This is a genomic window from Candidatus Lariskella endosymbiont of Epinotia ramella, assembly GCF_964019805.1.
Lineage (GTDB): Bacteria > Pseudomonadota > Alphaproteobacteria > Rickettsiales > Midichloriaceae > Lariskella.
In genome coordinates this window covers 424005-445916 of record NZ_OZ026472.1, presented here as the reverse complement: position 1 = coordinate 445916, position 21912 = coordinate 424005, and the positions used below count along the sequence as shown (strand labels likewise).

General features: G+C 36.5%; 14 protein-coding genes and 1 tRNA gene. 13 read left to right on the top strand and 2 right to left on the bottom strand.

From position 1 onward, the window contains the following. The first annotated feature begins 125 nt into the window (after positions 1 to 125). From AACL20_RS01915 to gltX, 5 genes are all read left to right on the top strand, one after another. The gene (locus tag AACL20_RS01915) at positions 126 to 560 is read left to right on the top strand and encodes a DUF3857 domain-containing protein (protein ID WP_339052426.1); all 435 of its coding nucleotides are present in this window, start codon (positions 126 to 128) and stop codon (positions 558 to 560) included. A gap of 7 nt (positions 561 to 567) precedes the next feature. Next, positions 568 to 1182 carry a hypothetical protein gene (locus AACL20_RS01910; protein WP_339052425.1) on the top strand — a complete coding sequence of 205 codons (615 nt, stop codon included), beginning with the start codon at positions 568 to 570 and terminating at the stop codon, positions 1180 to 1182. Continuing rightward, positions 1169 to 2041, top strand: a complete 873-nt coding sequence (locus AACL20_RS01905; RefSeq protein WP_339052424.1) for a hypothetical protein — start codon at positions 1169 to 1171, stop codon at positions 2039 to 2041. Before AACL20_RS01910 ends, AACL20_RS01905 begins: the two co-directional genes overlap by 14 nt. 412 nt (positions 2042 to 2453) lie before the next feature. Further along, positions 2454 to 4553, top strand: a complete 2100-nt coding sequence (locus AACL20_RS01900; protein ID WP_339052423.1) for a DUF3857 domain-containing protein — start codon at positions 2454 to 2456, stop codon at positions 4551 to 4553. Between the two features lie 4 nt (positions 4554 to 4557). Continuing rightward, on the top strand, positions 4558 to 5898 hold the full coding sequence (gene gltX, locus AACL20_RS01895; RefSeq protein ID WP_339052422.1) for a glutamate--tRNA ligase: 1341 nt from the start codon (positions 4558 to 4560) through the stop codon (positions 5896 to 5898). Between the two features lie 230 nt (positions 5899 to 6128). Here the strand turns inward: gltX and acpS are convergent, their stop codons facing one another. Continuing rightward, a complete protein-coding gene (gene acpS / locus AACL20_RS01890) occupies positions 6129 to 6512 on the bottom strand; it encodes a holo-ACP synthase (protein WP_339052421.1) in 384 nt (127 codons plus the stop codon). A 419-nt stretch (positions 6513 to 6931) separates the two neighbouring features. On the opposite strand from acpS, the gene infB reads away from it, so the two are divergent. The 8 genes from infB to tsaD all read left to right on the top strand — a co-directional run bounded on the left by infB (position 6932) and on the right by tsaD (position 19919). Continuing rightward, on the top strand, positions 6932 to 9628 hold the full coding sequence (gene infB / locus AACL20_RS01885; protein WP_339052420.1) for a translation initiation factor IF-2: 2697 nt from the start codon (positions 6932 to 6934) through the stop codon (positions 9626 to 9628). Positions 9629 to 9733: 105 nt separating this feature from the next. Then, positions 9734 to 10554, top strand: a protein-coding gene (locus AACL20_RS01880) for an IS5 family transposase (protein WP_339051669.1) whose coding sequence is annotated in 2 segments (ribosomal slippage) — positions 9734 to 10121 and positions 10121 to 10554 — 822 coding nt in all. Because the reading frame shifts where the segments join, the coding sequence is not laid out codon by codon here. A gap of 21 nt (positions 10555 to 10575) precedes the next feature. After that, positions 10576 to 11832, top strand: coding sequence for a lipoprotein-releasing ABC transporter permease subunit (locus AACL20_RS01875; RefSeq protein WP_339052419.1), 1257 nt, complete (start codon positions 10576 to 10578; stop codon positions 11830 to 11832). A gap of 707 nt (positions 11833 to 12539) precedes the next feature. Continuing rightward, on the top strand, positions 12540 to 13703 hold the full coding sequence (sucC, locus tag AACL20_RS01870) for an ADP-forming succinate--CoA ligase subunit beta (protein ID WP_339052418.1): 1164 nt from the start codon (positions 12540 to 12542) through the stop codon (positions 13701 to 13703). A 32-nt stretch (positions 13704 to 13735) separates the two neighbouring features. Continuing rightward, a complete protein-coding gene (gene sucD / locus AACL20_RS01865) occupies positions 13736 to 14608 on the top strand; it encodes a succinate--CoA ligase subunit alpha (protein ID WP_339052417.1) in 873 nt (290 codons plus the stop codon). 877 nt (positions 14609 to 15485) lie between these two features. Next, positions 15486 to 18275, top strand: a complete 2790-nt coding sequence (locus AACL20_RS01860) for a sodium:solute symporter family transporter (protein ID WP_339052416.1) — start codon at positions 15486 to 15488, stop codon at positions 18273 to 18275. A gap of 37 nt (positions 18276 to 18312) precedes the next feature. Continuing rightward, positions 18313 to 18402 (top strand) — tRNA-Ser (locus AACL20_RS01855). 506 nt (positions 18403 to 18908) lie between these two features. Further along, on the top strand, positions 18909 to 19919 hold the full coding sequence (gene tsaD / locus AACL20_RS01850) for a tRNA (adenosine(37)-N6)-threonylcarbamoyltransferase complex transferase subunit TsaD (protein ID WP_339052657.1): 1011 nt from the start codon (positions 18909 to 18911) through the stop codon (positions 19917 to 19919). A 185-nt stretch (positions 19920 to 20104) separates the two neighbouring features. Here tsaD and sdhA read toward each other — a convergent pair whose 3' ends face one another. After that, positions 20105 to 21898 carry a succinate dehydrogenase flavoprotein subunit gene (gene sdhA, locus AACL20_RS01845; RefSeq protein WP_339052415.1) on the bottom strand — a complete coding sequence of 598 codons (1794 nt, stop codon included), beginning with the start codon at positions 21896 to 21898 and terminating at the stop codon, positions 20105 to 20107. Between the last annotated feature and the right edge of the window lie 14 nt (positions 21899 to 21912).

Below are 21912 nucleotides of genomic sequence, written 5' to 3'. Positions count from 1 at the left end.
TGACGTGTTCTTGAAAACTGGCGGCGCTTGTGTACTTGCGCGTGGCTTGATCTACCACGTGCAAATTATGCACTATGCAATAACTCAAAAGTATTAACGTGTAATTAAATAAGAGGATTTAATATATGCTTGCTCCAATTTTACTTTTTACTACACTAAATGGCCTTTGTTATGCGAGATTTACTTCATTTGATGATGCAGCAACGCTAACATCTACATCAGAAATTACCACAATTGCAGAAGATGGAAGCAGTGTAATATTATACGAGAGAAAATCTAAAATCCTCAAAGAACAAGGAAGAGCCGTATATACAAATTTTCACTTTAATTATAATGCTGGAAGAAGTGAAGTTGAAATAATAGAGGCAAAAACTATATTTAATGGTAGTGAATACCATGTACCTAAAGAAAATATAGAATTTAAGCCACTTGCTAGCTCTCCACATGGGTTTGATCAGCAAATGCAAGTCCTGATAGCATTTCCAAATGTTGAGGTGGGTGCTGAGATATACATAAAAGACGTAAAAAAACTCAAATCAATATTTGATGGCTTACTTTAGCACGAGTATGTTGCTTAACTCTCCACTACAGAGCTTTAGCAGCAAATTCATCTCAAAGATTCCATTACATATCAAAGTTAATGATCCGGAAAATGTACTAGATATCGCGACAGGCAAAAGTAATTTCTTTCATGAATTGGATATATCTTTGAAAAAGCCTGTATACAGAGATTTTATAGGAAAATCAGAAAATCGTGGGATCATAAACGACGAAAAGCTAATATCCGTTTCTCTCTCAAGTGAAAAGAATTGGAATACGCTAAACGATAGAATAGTCCCTCATTATGAGAAAGTCTTATCACAAAAACTTCCAACAATTTTTGAGGAGATTGCAAAGCAAGCCGCTGAGTTTCAGAATGACATTGATGTGATCAATGCTGTCACATCATTGCTAAGTGAAAAAATCCAATATATGGGGGATTGGCGCTCTATATCTGGAGGATATTTCCCAAGAGATCTAGAACAAATAGCTTCTTCTAAGATAGGTGATTGTAAAGATATGTCTTCAAGTGCAGGAGCAATCTTGCGCAGCTTAGGCTTTAAAGTAAATTCTGCACTAGTTGCAAGAGGCTCAGATATACATCCAAATTACATAGGACTCCCCCTCTTTGGGCGCCTTTAATCATGCTTTTCTTAAAGTAACTGCAAAAGATGGAAGTGTATATTGGATAGAACCAACTCACGATATCAGCATGGCGCAAAGTACCTTCAAAGACACAGCTGGAAAAATGGCGCTTGTGCTTGATACGCAGAGCCCATCATATGAACGTGTTTCTTATATAGATTATGAGAACGCTGTATCTTTTACCGAAAAAAACATAACATTACTTAGCGAGTCAAGAGCACTTTATGATATTGAGCTCTCGCTACAAGGAGCATCTGCATCAAGATATACAGCAGCTGCTCTTTACTCCTCTAATGATGTGATAAAAGATGGGCTTACTACAAGATTAAGCGGAAAAAGTTTGAATAAAAAGGATATAAAGTATGTAAAACTTCCAGATCTCAAGTCAAGGATAGTGCAGGATTTGCTGTTTAAATTTTCTTTTAATACAACGAATGCATTTTATAAAACCAATTCTGGCTTTGGAATGATGTTTGCATATTTTGATGATCTTGAAACGTTATTTAAGAATTCAGAAGAAAGAGTCACAGATATTTTAATGACTCCGGGGACAACAATACAAAAAACATTATTAAAAGGAATGGTTGTGCCTAATACCGAGTCTCTGAACTTCAATGCTAGCAATGACTGGTTTGATTTAAGTCGAAATATAAGCCACAGCAGCAACGGCACAGAAGTCCTGACTAAGCTAGTTATGAAGCATGCAATAATACCAAGTGAGTTTATAGCAACAGAAGATTTTCAAGAATTAAGAAATGATTATCTGGAAAATTTTTCAGATTCTTTCATTTTTGTTGAGCCGCAAATCCACCTAGATCAGTGTAGTATGGTGGATCAGTGTGGTATAGCATTATAGTGTAGATTTATTCTAATAAAGCTTTAACGCTAGTACTAAGCTGCATACTAATGTAATTTGTCCAGTGCCTAAAACACTACTTTTGCAAAATCCGTAAGTTTTTGTGCTTGTTAGAACATTTGCTTACGGATTTAAAGCGCTATTTTGACACTCTGAGCAGCATTTTATGCTTGCTCCGAGACTTATGACGCGCGTGCAATTGTAAAAATTGATATTTTTAGCAAAATCCGACGCTTGAAGTTGTTATAGCTAGATGTTATAACAACTTTTCAATTATGCAATTTTTTCTGATTTTTCAAATATTTATAGAAGAATAGTGGCAATGACAAAAGTGGTATTGTTTTGTGCGAGTTTACGAGTGACTCAACTTTTTATTACAACATGTGATATTTTCCTAAAGCATGTTTTTCAAATGTTACAATATTGCGCCGCTAGCTTTCTGAGAGTTCAAGCTGTATATAATAGATCTTTTTCGAAGCAGGCTTCTGGCAGAGGAATGGTAGGGGATTTATGCGCAGAGTGCGGGAGTGTATTTGATATACATGAGAATCTTAGCACGAAATTGACGCGCCAATTATTATCAGAAGTAGAGTTGCGAAAGAGGTCTAATGTTGCATCTTATAGGATATTTATCTTAATTCTGTTTCTTGCTACGCTAAGCAGTAATTGCTACGCTAGATTTACATCGCTTGATGACGCTGCGGTTATGCAATCAACATCTAGAATTACAGAAATTGCGGAAGATGGAAGCTACACTACCTTATCTACAAACAAATTTAAAATTCTCAAAGAACAAGGAAGACAGTTCGCGAATTTTCACCATCATTACAACGCTGGAGACACTGAGATTGAAATAATAGAAGCAAAGACAATCGTAAATGGGCGAGAGTATAATGTACCTAAAGAGAGTATAGAATTTAAGCCGCTTGCTAGCGCTCCACATGGATTTGATCAGCAAATGCAAATCCTAATAGCATTCCCAAATGTTGAAGTAGGCGCAGAAATACAATTGAAGACTGCTTCAAAATCCAAAGCGCCACTTGAAGGGTACTTTTCTGACTACATTGTACTTGATGCACCATTCCATAGTTTAAACCATAAGTTTATTTCGAAAATTCCATTGCATATCAAGATTAATGATCCAGAAAATGTACTAGATATTAAGAAAGATAAAAGCGATTCTTTTAACGAACTGGAGATATTTTTGAAAAGGCCTGTGTACAGAGGTATCATTGGACAATCAGAACAAGGTGGAATCATAAACGAAGAAAAGCTGATAGTTGTTTCTATCTCTAGTGAGTCGGATTGGGAAGTATTAAACAAAAGAATAGTATCTCATTACGAGAAAGTCTTATCACAAAAACTCCCAACAGTTTTTGAAGATATTGCAAAGAAAGCTGCAAAGTTCAAAAATAACGTTGATGTGATAAATGCTGTCACATCATTGCTAAGCGAAAAAATCCAATATATGGGAGATTGGCGCTCTATATCAGGAAGATATTTCCCAAGAGATCTTAAAACAATAGCCTCTTCTCAAATAGGTGATTGCAAAGATATGTCTACCAGTACCGGTGCTATCTTGCGCAGCTTAGGTTTTAAGGTTAATTCTGCGCTAGTCAATAGAGGCTTTATGCATCCAAATTATATAGGACTTCCTGATCTGGATGCCTTTAATCATGCATTTCTGAAAGTAACCGCGAAGGATGGGAGTGTATATTGGGTGGATCCAACTAACGACATTAGTATGGCACAAGGTATATTCAAAGACATAGCTGGAAAGATGTCGCTTGTGCTTGATACGAAAAGTCCATCCTATGAGCGTGTTCCTTATATAGATTATAAACGTAATATATATTACAACAAACAAGATGCAAAATTGCTTGGTGAATCAGGTATGCTTTTGGATATTGAGCTATCGCTACAAGGAGAAGATGCATCAATGTATACAGCAGCTGCTCTCTACCTTTCTGATGATGAGATAAAAGATAGGGTTATTGCGCAATTTGCTGGAAGAAGTTTAGATAAAAAGGATATTAACTATGTTGAGCTTCCAGATCTTAAGTCAAGGGTAGTGCAGGACTTGTTATTTAAATTTTCTTTCAATGAAAATAACTTGTTTTCTAAAACAAATTTTGGTCCTGGAATATCACTAGAAAGTTTTGATATACTTGATGCATTGCTTAACGCTCCAGAAGAGAGAGTAACTGATGTTTTAATGCCAGGGCCAGAAACCACAATACATAGAACATTATTTAAAGGAATGATTATACCTAATCTTGATGCTTTGAGCTTCAATATTAGTAATGATTGGTTTGATTTAAGTCGCAGCCTCAAGTATAATGGCGCCGATACTGAACTGCTAACTAAATTTGTGATCAAGCGTATGATAATACCAAACGAATTCTTGAAAACAGAGGAATTTCAATCTTTGAAAAATTATTATTTGAATGCTTTCTCAAATGCTTTTTTAATCCTAAAGCAGCAAAACAGTGAATATAAGGATAGAAAATAGGTAGTTGTTTATGCTGGTCACTAGGTTTGCTCCAAGTCCAACGGGTTTATTGCATGTGGGAAATATAAGAACTGCACTAATAGCTTGGCTCAATGCTAGATCAAGTGGTGGACGATTTATTCTTAGAATAGATGATACAGATAGCGTTCGTTCATCAGTTGAATATATTGAGGCGATAAAGGAAGATCTGAGCTGGTTAGGAATCACTTGGGATGCTTTCTTTATGCAATCTGAGAGGGTTGAAAAGTATGAAAAAGCAAAGCAAAAGCTGATAGAAACTGGGCGACTTTACCCATGTTATGAAACACCAGAAGAACTAGAGATTAAGAGAAAAACTCTGCTTTCTAGAAATTTACCACCTATATACGACCGTGCCTCTTTGCATCTGACAGAGTCAGAGAAAGGAAAATTAGAAAGCACAGGAATTAAACCACATTGGAGATTCTTGTTGCAAGGCAATAGGATATGCTTTCATGATAAGGTGCGAGGATTAATCGAGTTTGATACAAATAAATTGAGTGATCCTATTCTCGTTAGAGCAGATGGCACAATGACCTACGCAATAGCATCTGTGATAGATGATATAGAATTTGGCATTACAGATATAGTACGCGGCGAAGATCATATATCAAATAGTGCAATACATACTCAGATGTTTGAAGCTCTAGGGTCTGTTGCTCCTCACTTTGCACATATCTCACTTTTAAAATCCAAAGAAGGGGAAATGTCGAAACGTGTAGGTGGATTTGACATACGTTCTATACGAGAAAAAGGTATAGATCCTATGGCAATCAACAGCTTTCTCGCAAAGCTAGGAACATCAGAGGCGCCAGAAAGCCCATTTACTATGGAATCGTTGATAGATCAATTTTCTCTAGGTAAATTCGGAAAATCTGCAGCAAACTATGAATATCTAGATCTTGAAAGAGTAAATCGCAAACTGCTGCATGTTGCAAAATATGATGATGTAAAAGATAAGCTTATCACTCTTTGCATGCTTGACGTTGATGCAACATTTTGGCAAAGCGTTCAGTTAAATATTACGACGCTTCAAGATGTGAAAATTTGGCATGATATATGCAAAGCAGTTGTGAAACCTGTAATCATAGATTCAGATTTTACTGCAGCAATTGTGGAATTATTACCTGAGTCTGAATTTTCTAATGACACTTGGGATTTATGGATAAAACGCATAAAACAAGAAACCGGAAAAGCTTCAAAGGATTTATTTTTGCCGATTCGTCTTGCATTAACAGGAATGGATAATGGACCGGAGCTGCAAAATCTGTTGCCACTTTTAGGGCGCAACAAAGTCATAGCTAGACTAAGCGGTATTGCTGCTTAAAATAGACAATAACCTCGGAAGGGCTATAAAATGCTGCTCGGAGTGTCGAAATAGCGTTTTCAATCCGTAAGAAAATTGTTATAATAAGCGCAAAAACCTTACGGATTTTGTGAAAGTAGTGTTTGCTAGCATAGGACCAATTAATATATCCAAAAATTAGCGCAGTGTAGCTCTAATGGCTAATTTTTGCACATTTCACTTCTCTACAAAAATTTATTTGCGCAAGCGAATCAATTTTTTGCGGATAGAATTGCTATGACATATGCAAGCGCTATATCATTTTCGTCAGAAAGCGATAAGTGGAATTTGTAGTTGCTCCACACTCTGCTTTCTATGTTGATGTATGGCGCACCAACTTCATCTTTTCGCACCTCTATTTCTTTAAATGATAGCTTACCTATTCCTATACCAAGTGCCTTGGCACATGCCTCCTTTGCTGCGAATCTTTTTGCAAAATAAGAATAATACCCCAAATTCTCAATTTTTGGTCCAAACTCTATCTCATAATTTGAAAATATTCTACTTATAAATCTCCTACCAAACCTCTTGATACACCCTTCTATTCTCGATATACTCACTATGTCACAGCCTATCCCAACAATCTGTATTTGCACCTCTACCTCATAAAATGCAGCATATTTTTAGTTATCTATAATATTTTAGTCCTTTAACACATCAAAATGCTTGGAATCAAAGCCGTAGTTATTCACAACTAAGCACTTGCTTTGATAAAGAATAAGGAAAAATGCGATTAACTAGGGCCACATCTAACTTCCATTTTCAAGTTTTTAGTGTATCATATACACTGGCTGGACTTAATATTAGATTTTTAACTGTCTTGATCTTCCTAAACGAAATAACAAGTCTTAGTGTTTTTATTCCATTAATACTTTTGACTTAGGTATATCTTGCATTGTTAAATTTTAACAAATAGGACGCGAGAATTTTATGATTTCCGGCTTTTTCGCAGCTCTACATTCCATTAAAAATCTATGTAGAGACGCTAAGTTATTTCCCAAATAGGCTTGATTGCATGACACAAGAAAAGAAAAGTGACAACAAAAAAACCCTAAGTATACATTCTGGCAAGCTCGGACTTGCCAGTCAAGATGCTTCTCGAAATTTTGGTATGAAGACCGATGTGACTTATTCTAGAGTACAAACTGGAAAAAGCAATAACAACACAGTAATGATTGTGACCAAAAATAAAGGGACTAGAAGTGGTGTCGCTGCTCATTCTATAAAAACATCACTCACGCAGCGTGAACAAGAAGATCGCATAAATGCTCTGCTTTCAGCAGAACGGGAAAAACGCGAATCAGCTTTGTCTCATGAATCTAAAACAGCATCTGATACTCAAAACCCTGAAGTTACTGCTGCACCTGAAGAATTTACAAACGTAGAGCTAAGTGAAAACTTGCAGTCTGACTTAAAGAATGATGTTCATGAGCAAGACACTCTTCCTAAAGAAAGCGAAGCTGATGTAATAGATAAGTCAAGCGAAGCTGATTGCACTGTACAACAAAAAACTGCCGATTTAGAGGAACCAGCTAAAAAAATAGTAGATGCTTTCGACTCAAAAAGAAGTGATAGCATCAAACTAATGATTAGTAGCAAAGGTAAAGTTAGAAATCTCAATAATATCAACGTTGAATCTAAAACCTCATCTCATTCCGATGAAAGCTCTTCGAGCACACAGCAAACGAAAGAGCAAATAGAAATCAAGAAACCTGTGAGCAAAAAGGATTCCGAGCTGTCAACCATAAGAGAGAAAGATAAAGATGTCGAAAGTACGACTGCATCAAAAAAACATGTTGCTGTTAAACGCGCAAGTAAAAAGATTTCTGTGGCAAGCTTACGTATATTAGAAAGAGAAGATGACGTTGATGGCATAACGATAGGACATCACGCACGTTTCAGAAAATTAAAAAACAAAGCTGCTAAACAACAGAAAAATGTTGTTATTGAGAAGGTAATTCGCGAGGTTATGATTCCAGATGCCATTACAGTACAGGAATTATCTAATAGAATGGCAGAAAAAGCCGCAGATTTAGTCAAAGCTTTGATAAAATTGGGAATAATGGCAACAATCAATCAAGCAATAGACGCTGATACTGCTGAATTAATAGTTTCAGAATTTGGTCATATACCAAAACGCGTGACAAATGCTGAACTTGAAAGAGCAATTTTCTCAGAAAGTGAGGATTTTGAATCCACTCTTGTACCAAGAGCACCAATAGTTACAGTGATGGGGCACGTTGATCACGGAAAAACTTCGCTTTTGGATGCACTCCGCTGTACAGACGTTGTGACCGGAGAATTTGGTGGGATTACACAACATATTGGTGCTTATCATGTATCTTTGGAAAGTAAACACAGTATCACGTTTTTAGACACTCCAGGTCACGAAGCGTTTACCGCAATGCGTATGCGCGGTGCTAAAGTGACAGATATAGTTGTACTTGTAGTAGCTGCAGATGATGGAATCAAAGAGCAAACAGTTGAGGCAATTAGCCATGCGAAAGCTGCAAACGTTCCAATTATTGTCGCAGTAAATAAGATCGACAAAAAAGAAGCTGATGTTCAAACTGTAAAATCTGCAATGCTCGTTCATGGTCTTATTCCAGAAGAGATGGGTGGAGATACTATGATAGTTGAGGTATCTGCAAGAAATAAGATTGGACTGGATAAACTAGAGGAAGCAATATTACTACAAGCTGAGCTGTTATCTCTGAAAGCAAGAGAAGAAGGCTCTGCAGCTGGAGCTGTTGTAGAAGCAAAAATGGATAAAAACAAGGGTGCTTTAGCGACACTTTTAGTTCTAAAAGGCACTTTGAAGGTAGGAAACATAGTGGTCGTCGGAAATTCGTATGGTAAAATACGAGCGCTGATTAATGATAAAGGCGAACACTTAAAACAAGCAGGCCCATCTATTCCAGTTGAAGTACTCGGTCTAAATCAAGTACCATCCGCAGGAGATGAATTTATTGTTGTTCAAGATGAACGCCACGCTAGAGAATTGGTTGATTTCAGAATCCAGAGAGAAAGAGCTAAAAAATTCATTGCAGGTCACTCTTCAATGGATCAGTTATTCCATAAAGTACAACAGGCTAAAATAGAAGAATTACCGCTGATAGTCAAAGCAGATGTAAACGGCTCTATAGAAGCAATCGTCTCTAGCCTCATGAAATTCTCTAATGATGAAGTCAAGATACGATTAATGCATTCTGGCGTAGGTGCAGTAAATGAATCTGATGTAACACTCGCTGCAACATCAAACGCACTTATACTAGGCTTCAACGTTAGAGCAAATCATCAAGCTAGAAATCTAGCAAAACAGTTCTGCGTTGATATTAAATATTACTCTATAATATATAATTTGATTGATGATATTAAGGCTGCTGTTTCTGGCATGCTTGCCCCTACCATCAAAGAAAAATTACTAGGTTATGTAGAAGTACGCCAAGTATTTGATCTAACTAAAGTTGGTAAAGTAGCTGGTGGATATGTTACCGAAGGCGTAGTACAACGCAGTGCAAATGTAAGATTAATTAGAGATAACATAGTTATACATGAAGGAACGCTGAAAACTTTGAAACGCTTTAAAGACGATGTCAAAGAGGTAAAAAGCGGATTTGAGTGCGGACTTGCGCTTGATAGATATGATGATATAAAGAGCGGTGATAAACTTGAAGTTTTCTTAGTCACTGAAGAAAGCAGATCTTTATAAAAAGGAATTTTATAAATTTAATTGAACTATTTATCTTTCCAATGTAATAGACCTCTTGCATAACCATATAAATTGATTAAAATCCTTGATTTTATCAAGGATAACATGAAGTTTGAAAACATCAAAGATGAATACGCAGAAGAGTTTCGCAGGCTTACTGGCATTAAACGAGGAACGTTTGAAGTTATACTAAGTATATTAAAAGAAGCTGAAGCTATTTTAAAGTCTCAAGGTGGAAAACCCAATAAATTGGCTTTAGAAGATCGATTACTCATGACGCTTGAGTACTTGCGTGAATACAGGACATATTTTCATATTTCCCGCAGTTATGGAATAAGTGAAAGTGCCTGTTATCGTAATATACGTTGGATTGAAGATACTCTAATTAAAGATAAACGATTTTCACTACCTGGACGTAAAGCATTACTAAAAAGCGATTCTGAATACGAACTTGTGTTAATTGATGCTACTGAAACACCGATAGAACGACCTAAAAAAAACAGAAGCACTTTTATTCGGGAAAAAAGAGGCGACATACTCTAAAAACTCAGCTTATTGTGGATAAAAGGAAAAAAGAAATCATTTGCACTAATTTTTCTAATGGCAAGCGTCATGATTTCAGGTTATTTAAAGAATCCGGAGTTCACATCCACCCTGAGATTAAAGTTCTTACAGATACTGGTTATCAAGGCATTGATAAGTTGCATTATAATTCAGAGTTACCAAAGAAAAAGACAAAAAAGCGACCACTAAGCAGGAAAGATAAAAAGAAAAATCGTCAATTGTCTAGTGAACGTGTTTTAAATGAAAACGTCATAGGCATGATCAAACGATTTAAAATTATCGCTGATCGTTATAGGAACAGAAGAAAACGATTCGGTTTAAGGTTTAATTTACTTGCTGGTATCTATAACTTTGAGCTTTAAATAGGTTATGCAAGAGGTCTAATGATAAAAAATTTTGAGTGGCAGATTGCATGCCGCTATTTATTAACAAAAAAAAAAGACGGTTTTATTTCTGTTATCAATACCCTTTCATTAATTGGAATCGCGATAGGTGTTAGTGTTTTAATTATAGTAATGTCTGTAATGAATGGATATGAAACTGAGCTTATTAAGAGGATTTTAGGCATCAATGGCCATATCACTATTATGGCACCAGGTAATAGACTTATGTCATTTGATAAGTCACTATCTCAGCAAATTCAGGATATTCCAGGCATAAAATTTGTAGCGCCAATCATCACTGATCAAGCTATGGTTATGGGTAGAAATGCAACAGGCGTGATTATTCGGGCAATTGATGGAGTGGATTTAGAACAAAAGCCAATCATGACAAATTCTTTATTAGGTGAAGGATTTAGTCCTTACAGGCGTGGAGAAGGCATTCTCATCGGAGTAGAACTTGCTAAACAACTTGATGTTTCTGAAGGGGATAGCATTAAACTAATATCGCCTGAACTTGATAACCTTGCAATAGGTGCTATACCAAGAGCAAAAACCTTTAAGATCGTTGGGGTTTTTGATGTTGGTATGTGTGAGTATAATAGTAGCATTGTATTTATGCCGCTAAAGTCTGCTCAGTTATTTCTAGGAATCAACCAAAAAATTAGTGGTATAGAGGTTATATTGCACAAACATACCGATCTGCAGCATATAAAAAAGGCAATATCTCAAGTTCTAGAAAGTAATTCTAAAGATCTTGCAATAGTTGATTGGACGCAGCAAAATGATTCACTAATGAATGCATTGCGTATAGAAAGAAATGTTATGTTCTTCATACTTTCCCTCATTGTTGTTATAGCCGCATTCAATATTATAACTAGCTTAACAATGCTAGTTAATGATAAAAAAACAGGAATCGCTATATTTAAAACAATAGGGATGGATCAATCTTCAATAGTAAAAATATTCATGTTATGCGGCTCTATAATAGGAATTACAGGGACTATAATTGGCTGCGTTTTGGGAGTGCTTTTTGCGGTCAATATTGAAAAAATCAGAGAATTTCTTGAATCTTTAACAGGCATTACATTGTTTGACCCTGTAATATACTTTCTAACTAGTCTTCCGTCAGAACTCTCTTTTGTAAATGTAATGTTTATTTTCTTAATTTCAGTATTGCTATCACTTGTTGCCACAATTTATCCTGCTATAAAAGCATCAAAGCTCTCTCCAGTCGTGATATTTAGATCTAGTAGCTAAGATTGGTATTTCATGATTATTGTCACTATTTGTGCTTCTTAATTTAAGGCACTGCAGGCAAAATAATTGTATAGACCTTTCTATCCTGATTCTCTATATTACTTCGTTAATTTCTTCGCAAATATATAAAAGTATAAAAGTATTTGATTCAGAAATTAACTGGTACTCTAAAAAATCGTACTATTAAAATTCATGCGCTTGCATTTACTTGAGCACAGAGCCATATTTTTACTATGATTTTTACTGAAATTAGAATATTATTGATAGTATACTCGTCACACTTCAAAAATTGGCGTCATCAAAATGTTTCTTTAATAAATACTAACTCTTCATATATCTGTGGATATTTAACTCTCAAGTATTACTTGAATTATATTGATTTATTACTCATTATATCCTCAACAAAATTGTAGTTTTTTGATTCACGCTATAAATACCGAAACTTCATAAAGTGTTTCAAAAATATTTTTTAGAAGTATGAAATTTTTAAAACATTGATCATGTTTTTTTTCCAAGATATGCTTCTAAAATTTATTTTTTGTTGCGCATAGTATAACTACTGATATGACGAAATTTTGCGTGAATATAAATAGCATTACATATTACAAAATATTCTTGTTATAAATAGTTATAATGTGAATGTGTGTAAAACGCGCTATCTTAAAATTATAGGCTGTTTTATTGATCATGACCGAAATGAGGTAAAAATGGATATACACGAATATCAAGCAAAAGAGATACTTAAAAAGTACAACATTAATGTTCCAAGTGGAGGGCTTGCGCTAAGCGCTGATGCTGCAGTTGATGTCGCAAAAAACTTACAGGGTAATGCCTGGGTAGTTAAAGCACAGGTCCATGCAGGCGGCAGAGGAAAAGCTGGTGGCATAAAACTTGCAAAAAGCATTGATGAGGTGCACTCCTTAGCAAGTCAGATACTTGGCATGCGTCTTGTCACAAAACAAACTGGTAAAGAAGGAAAACTTGTTAGGAAGGTATACATAGAATCTGCTTCTGAGATAGATAAAGAATATTATCTTTCTTTGGTCTTAGATCGTAATAGCGCATCCATCGCCATAATATTCTCTTTGGAAGGAGGGATGGATATAGAGGAGGTAGCACACAAAACTCCAGATAAGATTATTAAGGTGCACGTTGATCCTGCTATAGGACTGCAAGATTTCCATATTAGGAAGCTAGCTTTTGGCGCTGGATTTGATGTTGCAACTGCGAATAAATTTGCATCTGTGCTAAGACCGCTTTATAATGCTTTTTTAGAAAATGATGCAAGTCAAGTTGAAATAAATCCGCTTATTGTTTCAAAAGCTGGTGACTTCATCGCACTTGATGCAAAATTTAACTTTGATTCTAGCGCACTATTTAGACATAAAGATATAGCAGCATTAGACGATATAGATGAGAAAGATCCGCTTGAGGCAAGAGCTGAGTCGAGCGATCTTAACTATGTCCGCATGGAAGGAAATATAGGTTGTATGGTAAATGGCGCTGGTCTTGCGATGGCGACTATGGATATAATCAAGCTGTTTGGAGGGTCTCCGGCAAACTTTCTAGATATTGGAGGAGGCGCAGATACAGAAAGAGTACGTTCAGCATTTGATATCATTGTATCAGATAGTGGCGTACGTGGGATTCTTATAAACATATTTGGTGGCATCGTTAAATGTGATATCGTCGCAAACGGCGTAATACAAGCAATGAAGGATTGCAAAGTTACTGTCCCAGTAGTTGTAAGGCTTGAAGGAACGAATGCAGATGCTGGAAGAGAAGTGATCGAAAAAGCTGGCATTGGTAATATCCAAGCAGCAGAGAACTTATCTGATGCAACACAGAAAATAGTCAATGCTATAAAATAACACGCAATGCAAAACAGATCATAAGGAGATTTATGTCAATACTTGTTAACGCCCATACAAAGGTCATATGCCAAGGGTTCACAGGCCGTAACGGTACTTTTCACTCAGAGCAAGCTATCGAATACGGAACGCGTATGGTAGGAGGTGTGACGCCTGGTAAAGGTGGGACAATGCACCTGAATTTACCTGTCTTTGATACAGTTTACGATGCAAAAGCGAAGACTGGTGCTGATGCATCAGTTATATACGTTCCTGCTCCATTTGCAGCTGATGCTATACTTGAAGCGATAGATGCAGAGATTCCGTTAGTAGTTTGTATTACAGAAGGTATTCCTGTGCTTGATATGCTGAAAGTGAAGCGAGCACTTCTAAGATCAAAAACACGCCTAGTTGGTCCAAACTGTCCTGGTGTTATAACAGTTGGTGAATGTAAAATAGGAATCATGCCAGGGTATATACATAAGAAAGGAGTCGTGGGTATCGTTTCAAGGTCTGGTACATTAACTTATGAAGCTGTCGCTCAAACAACTGCAGAAGGTTTAGGTCAGACTACTTGTGTTGGAATAGGTGGAGATCCACTCAACGGAACAAATTTTATCGACGTCATAGAGATGTTTTTAAATGATGCAGAAACACAAGCTATAGTTATGATAGGAGAGATCGGTGGGAGTGCAGAAGCTGATGCTGCGCATTTCATAAAAAATCATAAGATTAAAAAACCAACTGTTGGGTTTATAGCTGGAAGAACAGCTCCTCCCGGCAGAAGGATGGGACATGCTGGCGCCATTGTATCAGGGGGAGATGATACGGCAGAAAGCAAGATAGAAGCATTAAAAAGTGCTGGAATCAAAGTCGCTGATTCTCCAGGCTTGATAGGCAAAACTATGTCCGAATTGTTAAAGTAATATCAGTAGATAACATACTTGATGTAATAAGCTGCAGCTTCTTTTCTCAAAATACACGTTACTTTCTAACTTTAAAATAGTGCTAAAAACACGTAATTTTGAGAATTTGAAGCGCTAATTGCACTTGAGCTTATCAAGCTCTATTATTCAAGAAAGGTATATTGAACCACCTTAAGTAAGTGCACGCGTGTGGATTTTGATGGCATAATTTTTTAGTGTACAAAGTTAATTTCTGAATCAAATACTTTTATACATTTGCGAAGGAATTAACGAAGTAATAACCAACTCCTTAAATAACAGCGTATATTTGCTGCGTATTCTTTAGAAAAATTAAGATGAGATTTGAGTTTAGCTGTACTAGAAGTAAAGCTGCCATAAGCGCATTTAAATTTTAAAGAAAAGACGAAGCTAAAGTGTTCTGTTATTTGGGAGAGCTAGTATAATATGGAAAATCAGGCCCAAAAAAGTCTGCACAAGTGACTTTGCCGGCAGCACCATATCACAGGTAAAATGAAGAGTTGGTATTTCATGAGACTTCAAAAATAGCTAGGAAGAATTTAGGCGCAATACGTTTAACGAAATACATAAGACGCATTCTCACAAAGCGCCAATTTTGAAAAGCATGACGAGTATACAGCACTTTTGTATAACACACATAGGTTGCATCATTGTTATATGGGGGTATTGCGTATGCAAGATAAAAATAAATTAACAACACATTACAATGTTATTAAAAATGCTCGAAAAACTAATCAAAAGAGTCTATTCTTTAATGTTACGCAGGGCATGCTACGCTTTACTTTTAATACTAACATAGTCAGACTTAGAGTTGTTTTATTAAAAACTGTATAAAATACCATTTATAAATTTTCAAACTATGATTAAGGGATTACATACAACCGATATTGTCATAATAGTGCTGTATCTTGCTGTATGCTTGATTCTTGGGCTTTATAAATCTAGAGCAGTATTAAACATCAAGGAATATGCCGTTGGAAAGGGCTCTTTTCACGATGTGCTGATGGTTTCTACAATCTTTGCAACTTTCGCTGGAGCAGCCTATACAATAGGGACAGTAGATAAAGTATATAGTATTGGACTCTTATTTGCTGTACCTAGAATGTTTGCACCGCTGTTTTGGCTCATTACTATTCGTATTTTTGCAGTCAACATAGAGAAATTCCATGATTGTATTACAATCAGCGATATAATGGAAAAACTTTATGGTCATGTTGGCAAATGGGTTACTAATTGTACAGCTCTAATTGTTGCAATAGTTGCAACATCAATTCAAGCACTAGCAATTGGTCAAGTTCTCAATTATTTCTCTGGCATTGCACTACACTATTCCGTTATAATCGGCATGATGGTAACAATATTATACTCTGCTTTTGGTGGTGTAAGAGCTATTGTACTAACAGACGTATTACAATTTGCAATCTTTATGATTGCAGTACCAATTGCATGCTCGTTTCTATATCATGATCTTGGCGGCTATTCAAACATTATAGATAAAATTCCACCACAGCATTTAGAGCTTAATTTATCTTCTGCACAAAACCTTATTTTTTTTGTTAGCCTTATAATATACGGCTTAGTACCAGATGTAGGTGGGGCTTTTATACAACGCTTTCTTATGGCATCTAGCAGGAAACAGCTAAGCAGGGTACTGAAGATAGTTGCACTTGTCAACTTTCCATTTTTAGGCGTCTTATGTATTATAGGGTTCCTAATACAAATAAAAGCACCCGATATCGCATCTGACACTGTATTTGTCTATTTTATAGACAATTATCTCTCACCAGGTTTAAAAGGCTTATTGATCGTTGCACTGCTCGCGATTTTGATGTCAACTGCAGATTCATGGCTGAATTACTCAGGTGTACTGACGGCTCGTGATATAATCAAGCACTTATTTCCAAATTTAAGCGATGCTCAAGAATTACTTGTTGCAAGAACAACAACAGTCTTGATTGGTTGTATTGCTATATATCTTGCTCTCTATGGGAAGGGATTGGTAGAACTTGATTGGATAGCTAGCAATTTTTGGGAACCTCTGGTTTTAGTTCCGTTAATAGCAGGATTCTTGAGTCTCAAAACAAACTATATATCATACATAGCCTCCGCAATATTTGCAGTCATTTCTACGTCATCTATTGCTTACTTCAGGCAGGACTTTGATCTAATCAGTTTTATAGGAGGATTAGTTGGTAGCACAATAGGGTTATTTGGATCACATTACCTGCAGTTGCACACAGGGCTTTTGAGACAAACTCTCGAAGATGATGAACTAAGTAACTCTCATCCTAACTTTGTAGAAGTGATGAAATTTTACAGCACACTATCTAGAAATTTGTTTATGTCATCGCTATTTTACCTAAGCAACTTTCGCATAGTACTGGATATAGTAAGAAATCGTATAAAACGTAATGAGATAAGAAATTATACTTTTAGTATTTTTGTTATTTTTCATTATCTGATTCCATTTTTTATTACTAATATCACATTTAACGACCCAGATAATGCATTAGTATACTTCAGAACTATTGCAATATTCTTATGTGTAGGCTTAATATTTGCAGATTACTGGCCTCACAACATTAAGAAGAAATTTTTCGCATTTTATTGGTATATATCTCTTCTGTTTTGCCTTCCATTTGTCGCAACTTACACTTTTTTTGTAACTGAAATGGATGAGTTTTGGTTACTCAATACAGTACTTTCTGTAATTCTTCTTGGACTTCTAGTTGATTCTCTAAGCTTTGTAGTTTTAACCTCAATAGGAGTCGCTCTAGGTTATGTCTGCTTTTATGTAATCAGCCCAAACCAGATCACAAGCAACCTTACATCACATGACATATATCTCATAGGATATTTGTACGCATTTTTGATGCTTATAATCATAGTGTTTATAAGAGGAAAAGAAAAGGCTGCTGCTCACAAAGTAACACAAATGGAAATATTTGGAGGCGCGATTGCTCATGAAGTGAAAACACCACTTGCTGCAATACAGATGCTTGCTGAGACTTTGGATATTGTAACAGCAGATTTTAAAATCAGAGCTCAAAAAGTTGAATCTGAAAAAGGTGTAGAATATCACTGTGCATTTGATGAAAGAGATTTCCATATTTTATTTGATTTTTTGCCAAAGAATCTTGTAAACACTTCAAGAGAAGGACAAAAAGTTGTTGAACTTCTTCTACTGTTGCTCAAACATAAGGTAGCGCAAGATGATAAAGTGCATTCAATGCGAGAAACTATAAATAGTGCACTTGATGATTATATAATGACATACTCGCTTAGCAAGGCACAGCGAAATAGGATTATCTTTGATAAAGCAAACGACTTTTACTTTTGTGGTCCAAAACAGTATATTAAACAAGTCTTTAACAATTTAATGACAAATGCTCTGAAATACGCAGGAGATCATGCAACCATTAAGATATGGATCGCAGACAATTCTCTGCATTTTCAAGACGACGGCTACGGAATTAAACCTGAGATGCTATACAAATTATTTCAGCCTTTTTATAGCGGCAACGCTGCAGGTAATGGTATAGGCCTGGCCTTCTGTGAAATACTGATATCTAACATGGGTGGTTCTATAGAATGCATTTCTGAACAAAATGTATTTACAGAATTTGTAATTAAGTTGCCTTCTGTGTAGTAATTTTATATAATTCCATTGGTTCAAGCTAACTGTTGGAAGAATGGCCGAGTGGTTTAAGGCGCACGCCTGGAAAGCGTGTTTACCCGCAAGGGTATCAAGGGTTCAAATCCCTTTTCTTCCGCCATATGTAATGTTTGTTTTCCCTTTGTACTATAAAAAATCTGCCATACATTCGTGTTAAGAAGAATAGGTATGCGCATGTGTATATAAAATACATAATGAGCATTTTAAGTAGTACGCGCGCCAAAAATCTCAGAAGCGGCATAAAATAATGTTTAGAGTATCAAAATAGTGTTTTAAATCCGTAAGGAAATGTTATAACGGATTTTGTGAAAGTAGCATTTACAGCATATGGCCATTAATATATCCGAAAATTCGCGTAGGGCAGATCTACAAGCTAATTTTTGTACATTTAACTTATCCGCAAGAATTGATAACATCAATTTTGAAAAGTATTATGAGTATCCAATGAGTAGCTTACTAGTTTTTTAATCTGCTAAAACAATTTTACTACTTGAAAACTCAAGGCTCAAACACGCTTATAGACATCTTATCGTTTACAAATGTATTAGCATGTCAATTTGTAGTGATACATTTAGTACTAATTCAAATGTATTAGAAGTTTATTATATGATAGTTCTTGGAATCGAGAGCAGCTGTGATGATAGTGCAGTTGCAATAGTTGACTCAAATCGGAATATAATCAGCAACCAACTTTTCTCGCAAATCGAGGAACATATAAATTTCGGTGGTGTAGTTCCAGAAATTGCAGCACGTAGTCATATGAAGATGTTGCCAGAGCTTATGATTAGAGCACTAAATGAATCTTGCATCCCTCTTGATAAATTAGATGGTGTAGCCGCAACTGCAGGCCCAGGACTAATAGGAGGTGTAATAGTTGGCCTTATGTTTGCAAAGGGTATTGCATCTGCAATAAAAAAACCTCTAATTGCTATGAATCATTTAGAAGGACATGCTCTTTCGATTAGGCTGCTTGAGGACATACAGTTTCCATATCTATTGATGATGCTTTCTGGTGGACACTGCCAAATTTTAATAGCAGAAGGCATTGGTACTTATAAAAAGCTGGGACAAACTAAAGATGACGCTGTTGGCGAAGCTTTCGATAAAATATCAAAAATGTTAGGGCTCGGATATCCAGGCGGCCCAATTATTGAAAAAATTGCCAAGACAGGTGATCCACATTCATTTCGTCTTCCAATGCCACTCTGTTCTTATCGCACGTGCGATTTTTCATTTTCTGGACTTAAAACTGCAGCTCGTCATGTAATACTAAAGTTAGACCTCAATAATCAAAAAGATGTTGCAAATATGTGTGCCTCCTTACAGCATACAATTTCAGAAATATTGGCTAAAAAACTAGATGTTGCAATCGAAATTTTCAGCTCACTTTACCCTCATTCAAAAGATGTAGTCATAGCAGGTGGAGTTGCTGCTAATAGATATATATATTCAAAATTAGAGAATTTTTGCCAAAGCCATGGTTTTACATTACATTCCCCACCTATTCACTTATGTACAGATAACGCTGCCATGATAGCTTGGGGTGGAATTGAAAGGTTAAAATTAGGAATGCACGATAATCTTGATGCTATACCAAGGTCAAAGTGGTCACTCTAATAGGTCCATCCGCCAAAAGTATGTATTTTAGCTTTTGCAATGCATTGATATAACTTTATATTCTGTATTTTATTACTCAGCCGATGCTATTTGTGTCAATTTATTGTGATTTTTTTGTCGTACGCGCGCCAAAAATTGATTTGTGCAGCAAATTAATTTTTGATAATTAATTTTTGATGGATAGACTAGTACACTCTTTTCTTTGGAGGAATTGATGGGACTTCACCAGTCAGTGTTTCCAAATGCACTGCCCTATAGTCTATAGAAGTCTTTGCATTTTCTAAATCCACACTAGTTAAAGTATGCTTTAGCCAATTCTTGTCATCACGCTCAGGAAAATCCTCCCTTGCATGTGCGCCACGGCTTTCTTTCCTATTTAGCGCAGAACTGATAGTAGCAAGAGCTTGCAATCTCAAATTATCGAGCTCAAGTGCCTCTACCAAATCACTGTTCCAAACCATCGTTCTATCTTGAATTGAAATATCAGCATATGACTTGAAAATCTCAGTAACTTTTTCTACGCCTTCCAGAAGCACATCATGTGTCCTAAAAACACTAGCATGGGCCTGCATAGCGCTTTGCATTTCTGCACGAATTTTTGCAGCGGGCATTGCACCACTTGCATTTCTTATACAATCAAACCTTGTAAAACTTTCCTCCCAAACAGATCCAGGAAGTGGAGCATGAGACTTACAATTACTCAAAAGTTCAGCAGCTCTAATGGCAGCAGCCCTTCCAAAGACTATCAAATCTAATAATGAATTAGAGCCAAGTCTATTTGCACCATGCACAGAAACACATGCTGCCTCTCCTATTGCCATCAGCCCCTTAACACATTTCATCGAACCATCTGCTGCTTTCTGAACAACTTCACCATGGTAATTTGTTGGAATACCACCCATGTTATAGTGTACAGTTGGGATAACGGGGATTGGAGATCTAGTCACATCGACACCTGCAAATATTCTCGCGCTTTCAGATATTCCAGGCAGCCTTTCATGTATGGTCTTTTGATCAAGATGTGATAGGACAAGATGTACATGATCTGCCTTAGGCCCACACCCTCTCCCCTCTCTTATCTCTATTGTCATAGCTCTACTCACAACATCACGAGAGGCTAAATCTTTTGCACTTGGAGCATAGCGCTCCATAAAACGCTCACCTTCTGAGTTAATCAAGTAACCACCCTCACCGCGCACTCCCTCAGTTATCAGACATCCAGCGCCATATATTCCAGTTGGATGAAATTGTACAAATTCCATATCCTGAAGAGAAAGACCAGCTCTTAAAACCATACCATTACCATCACCAGTGCAGGTATGTGCAGATGTTGCTGAAAAATATGCTCTGCCGTACCCACCTGTTGCAAGCACCACAATGTGAGCTTTGAATCTATGCAGCGTACCATCTTCTAAAGAGTAAGCTGTGATTCCCCTACAAGCCCCCTCATCATCCATTACTAAATCTAAAGAGAAGTACTCGATAAAGAACTTTGCATCTAATCTAAGGCACTGTTGATAAAGCGTGTGGAGTATAGCATGACCAGTTCGGTCAGCTGCAGCACAAGTTCTTTGAGCTGCTTTACCTTCTCCAAAATGCGTTGTCATACCACCAAATGGCCTCTGGTATATTTTACCATCTGAGGTTCTTGAAAACGGGACACCATAACGCTCCAGCTCTATAACAGAGTCTTTTGCATGCCTGCACATATATTCTATTGCATCCTGATCGCCTAGCCAATCTGAACCTTTGACGGTGTCATACATATGCCACCTCCAATCATCTTCTCCCATATTGCCAAGAGCAGCACTAATCCCGCCTTGTGCAGCTACCGTGTGACTGCGAGTAGGAAAAACTTTCGTAATACATGCTGTCTTCATACCTTTCTCAGCCATACCGAGCGTTGCGCGAAGACCTGCACCACCTGCACCAACAACTACAACATCATATTCATGATCAAATATCTGATAAGAAGACATTTATTCCTCTAAAA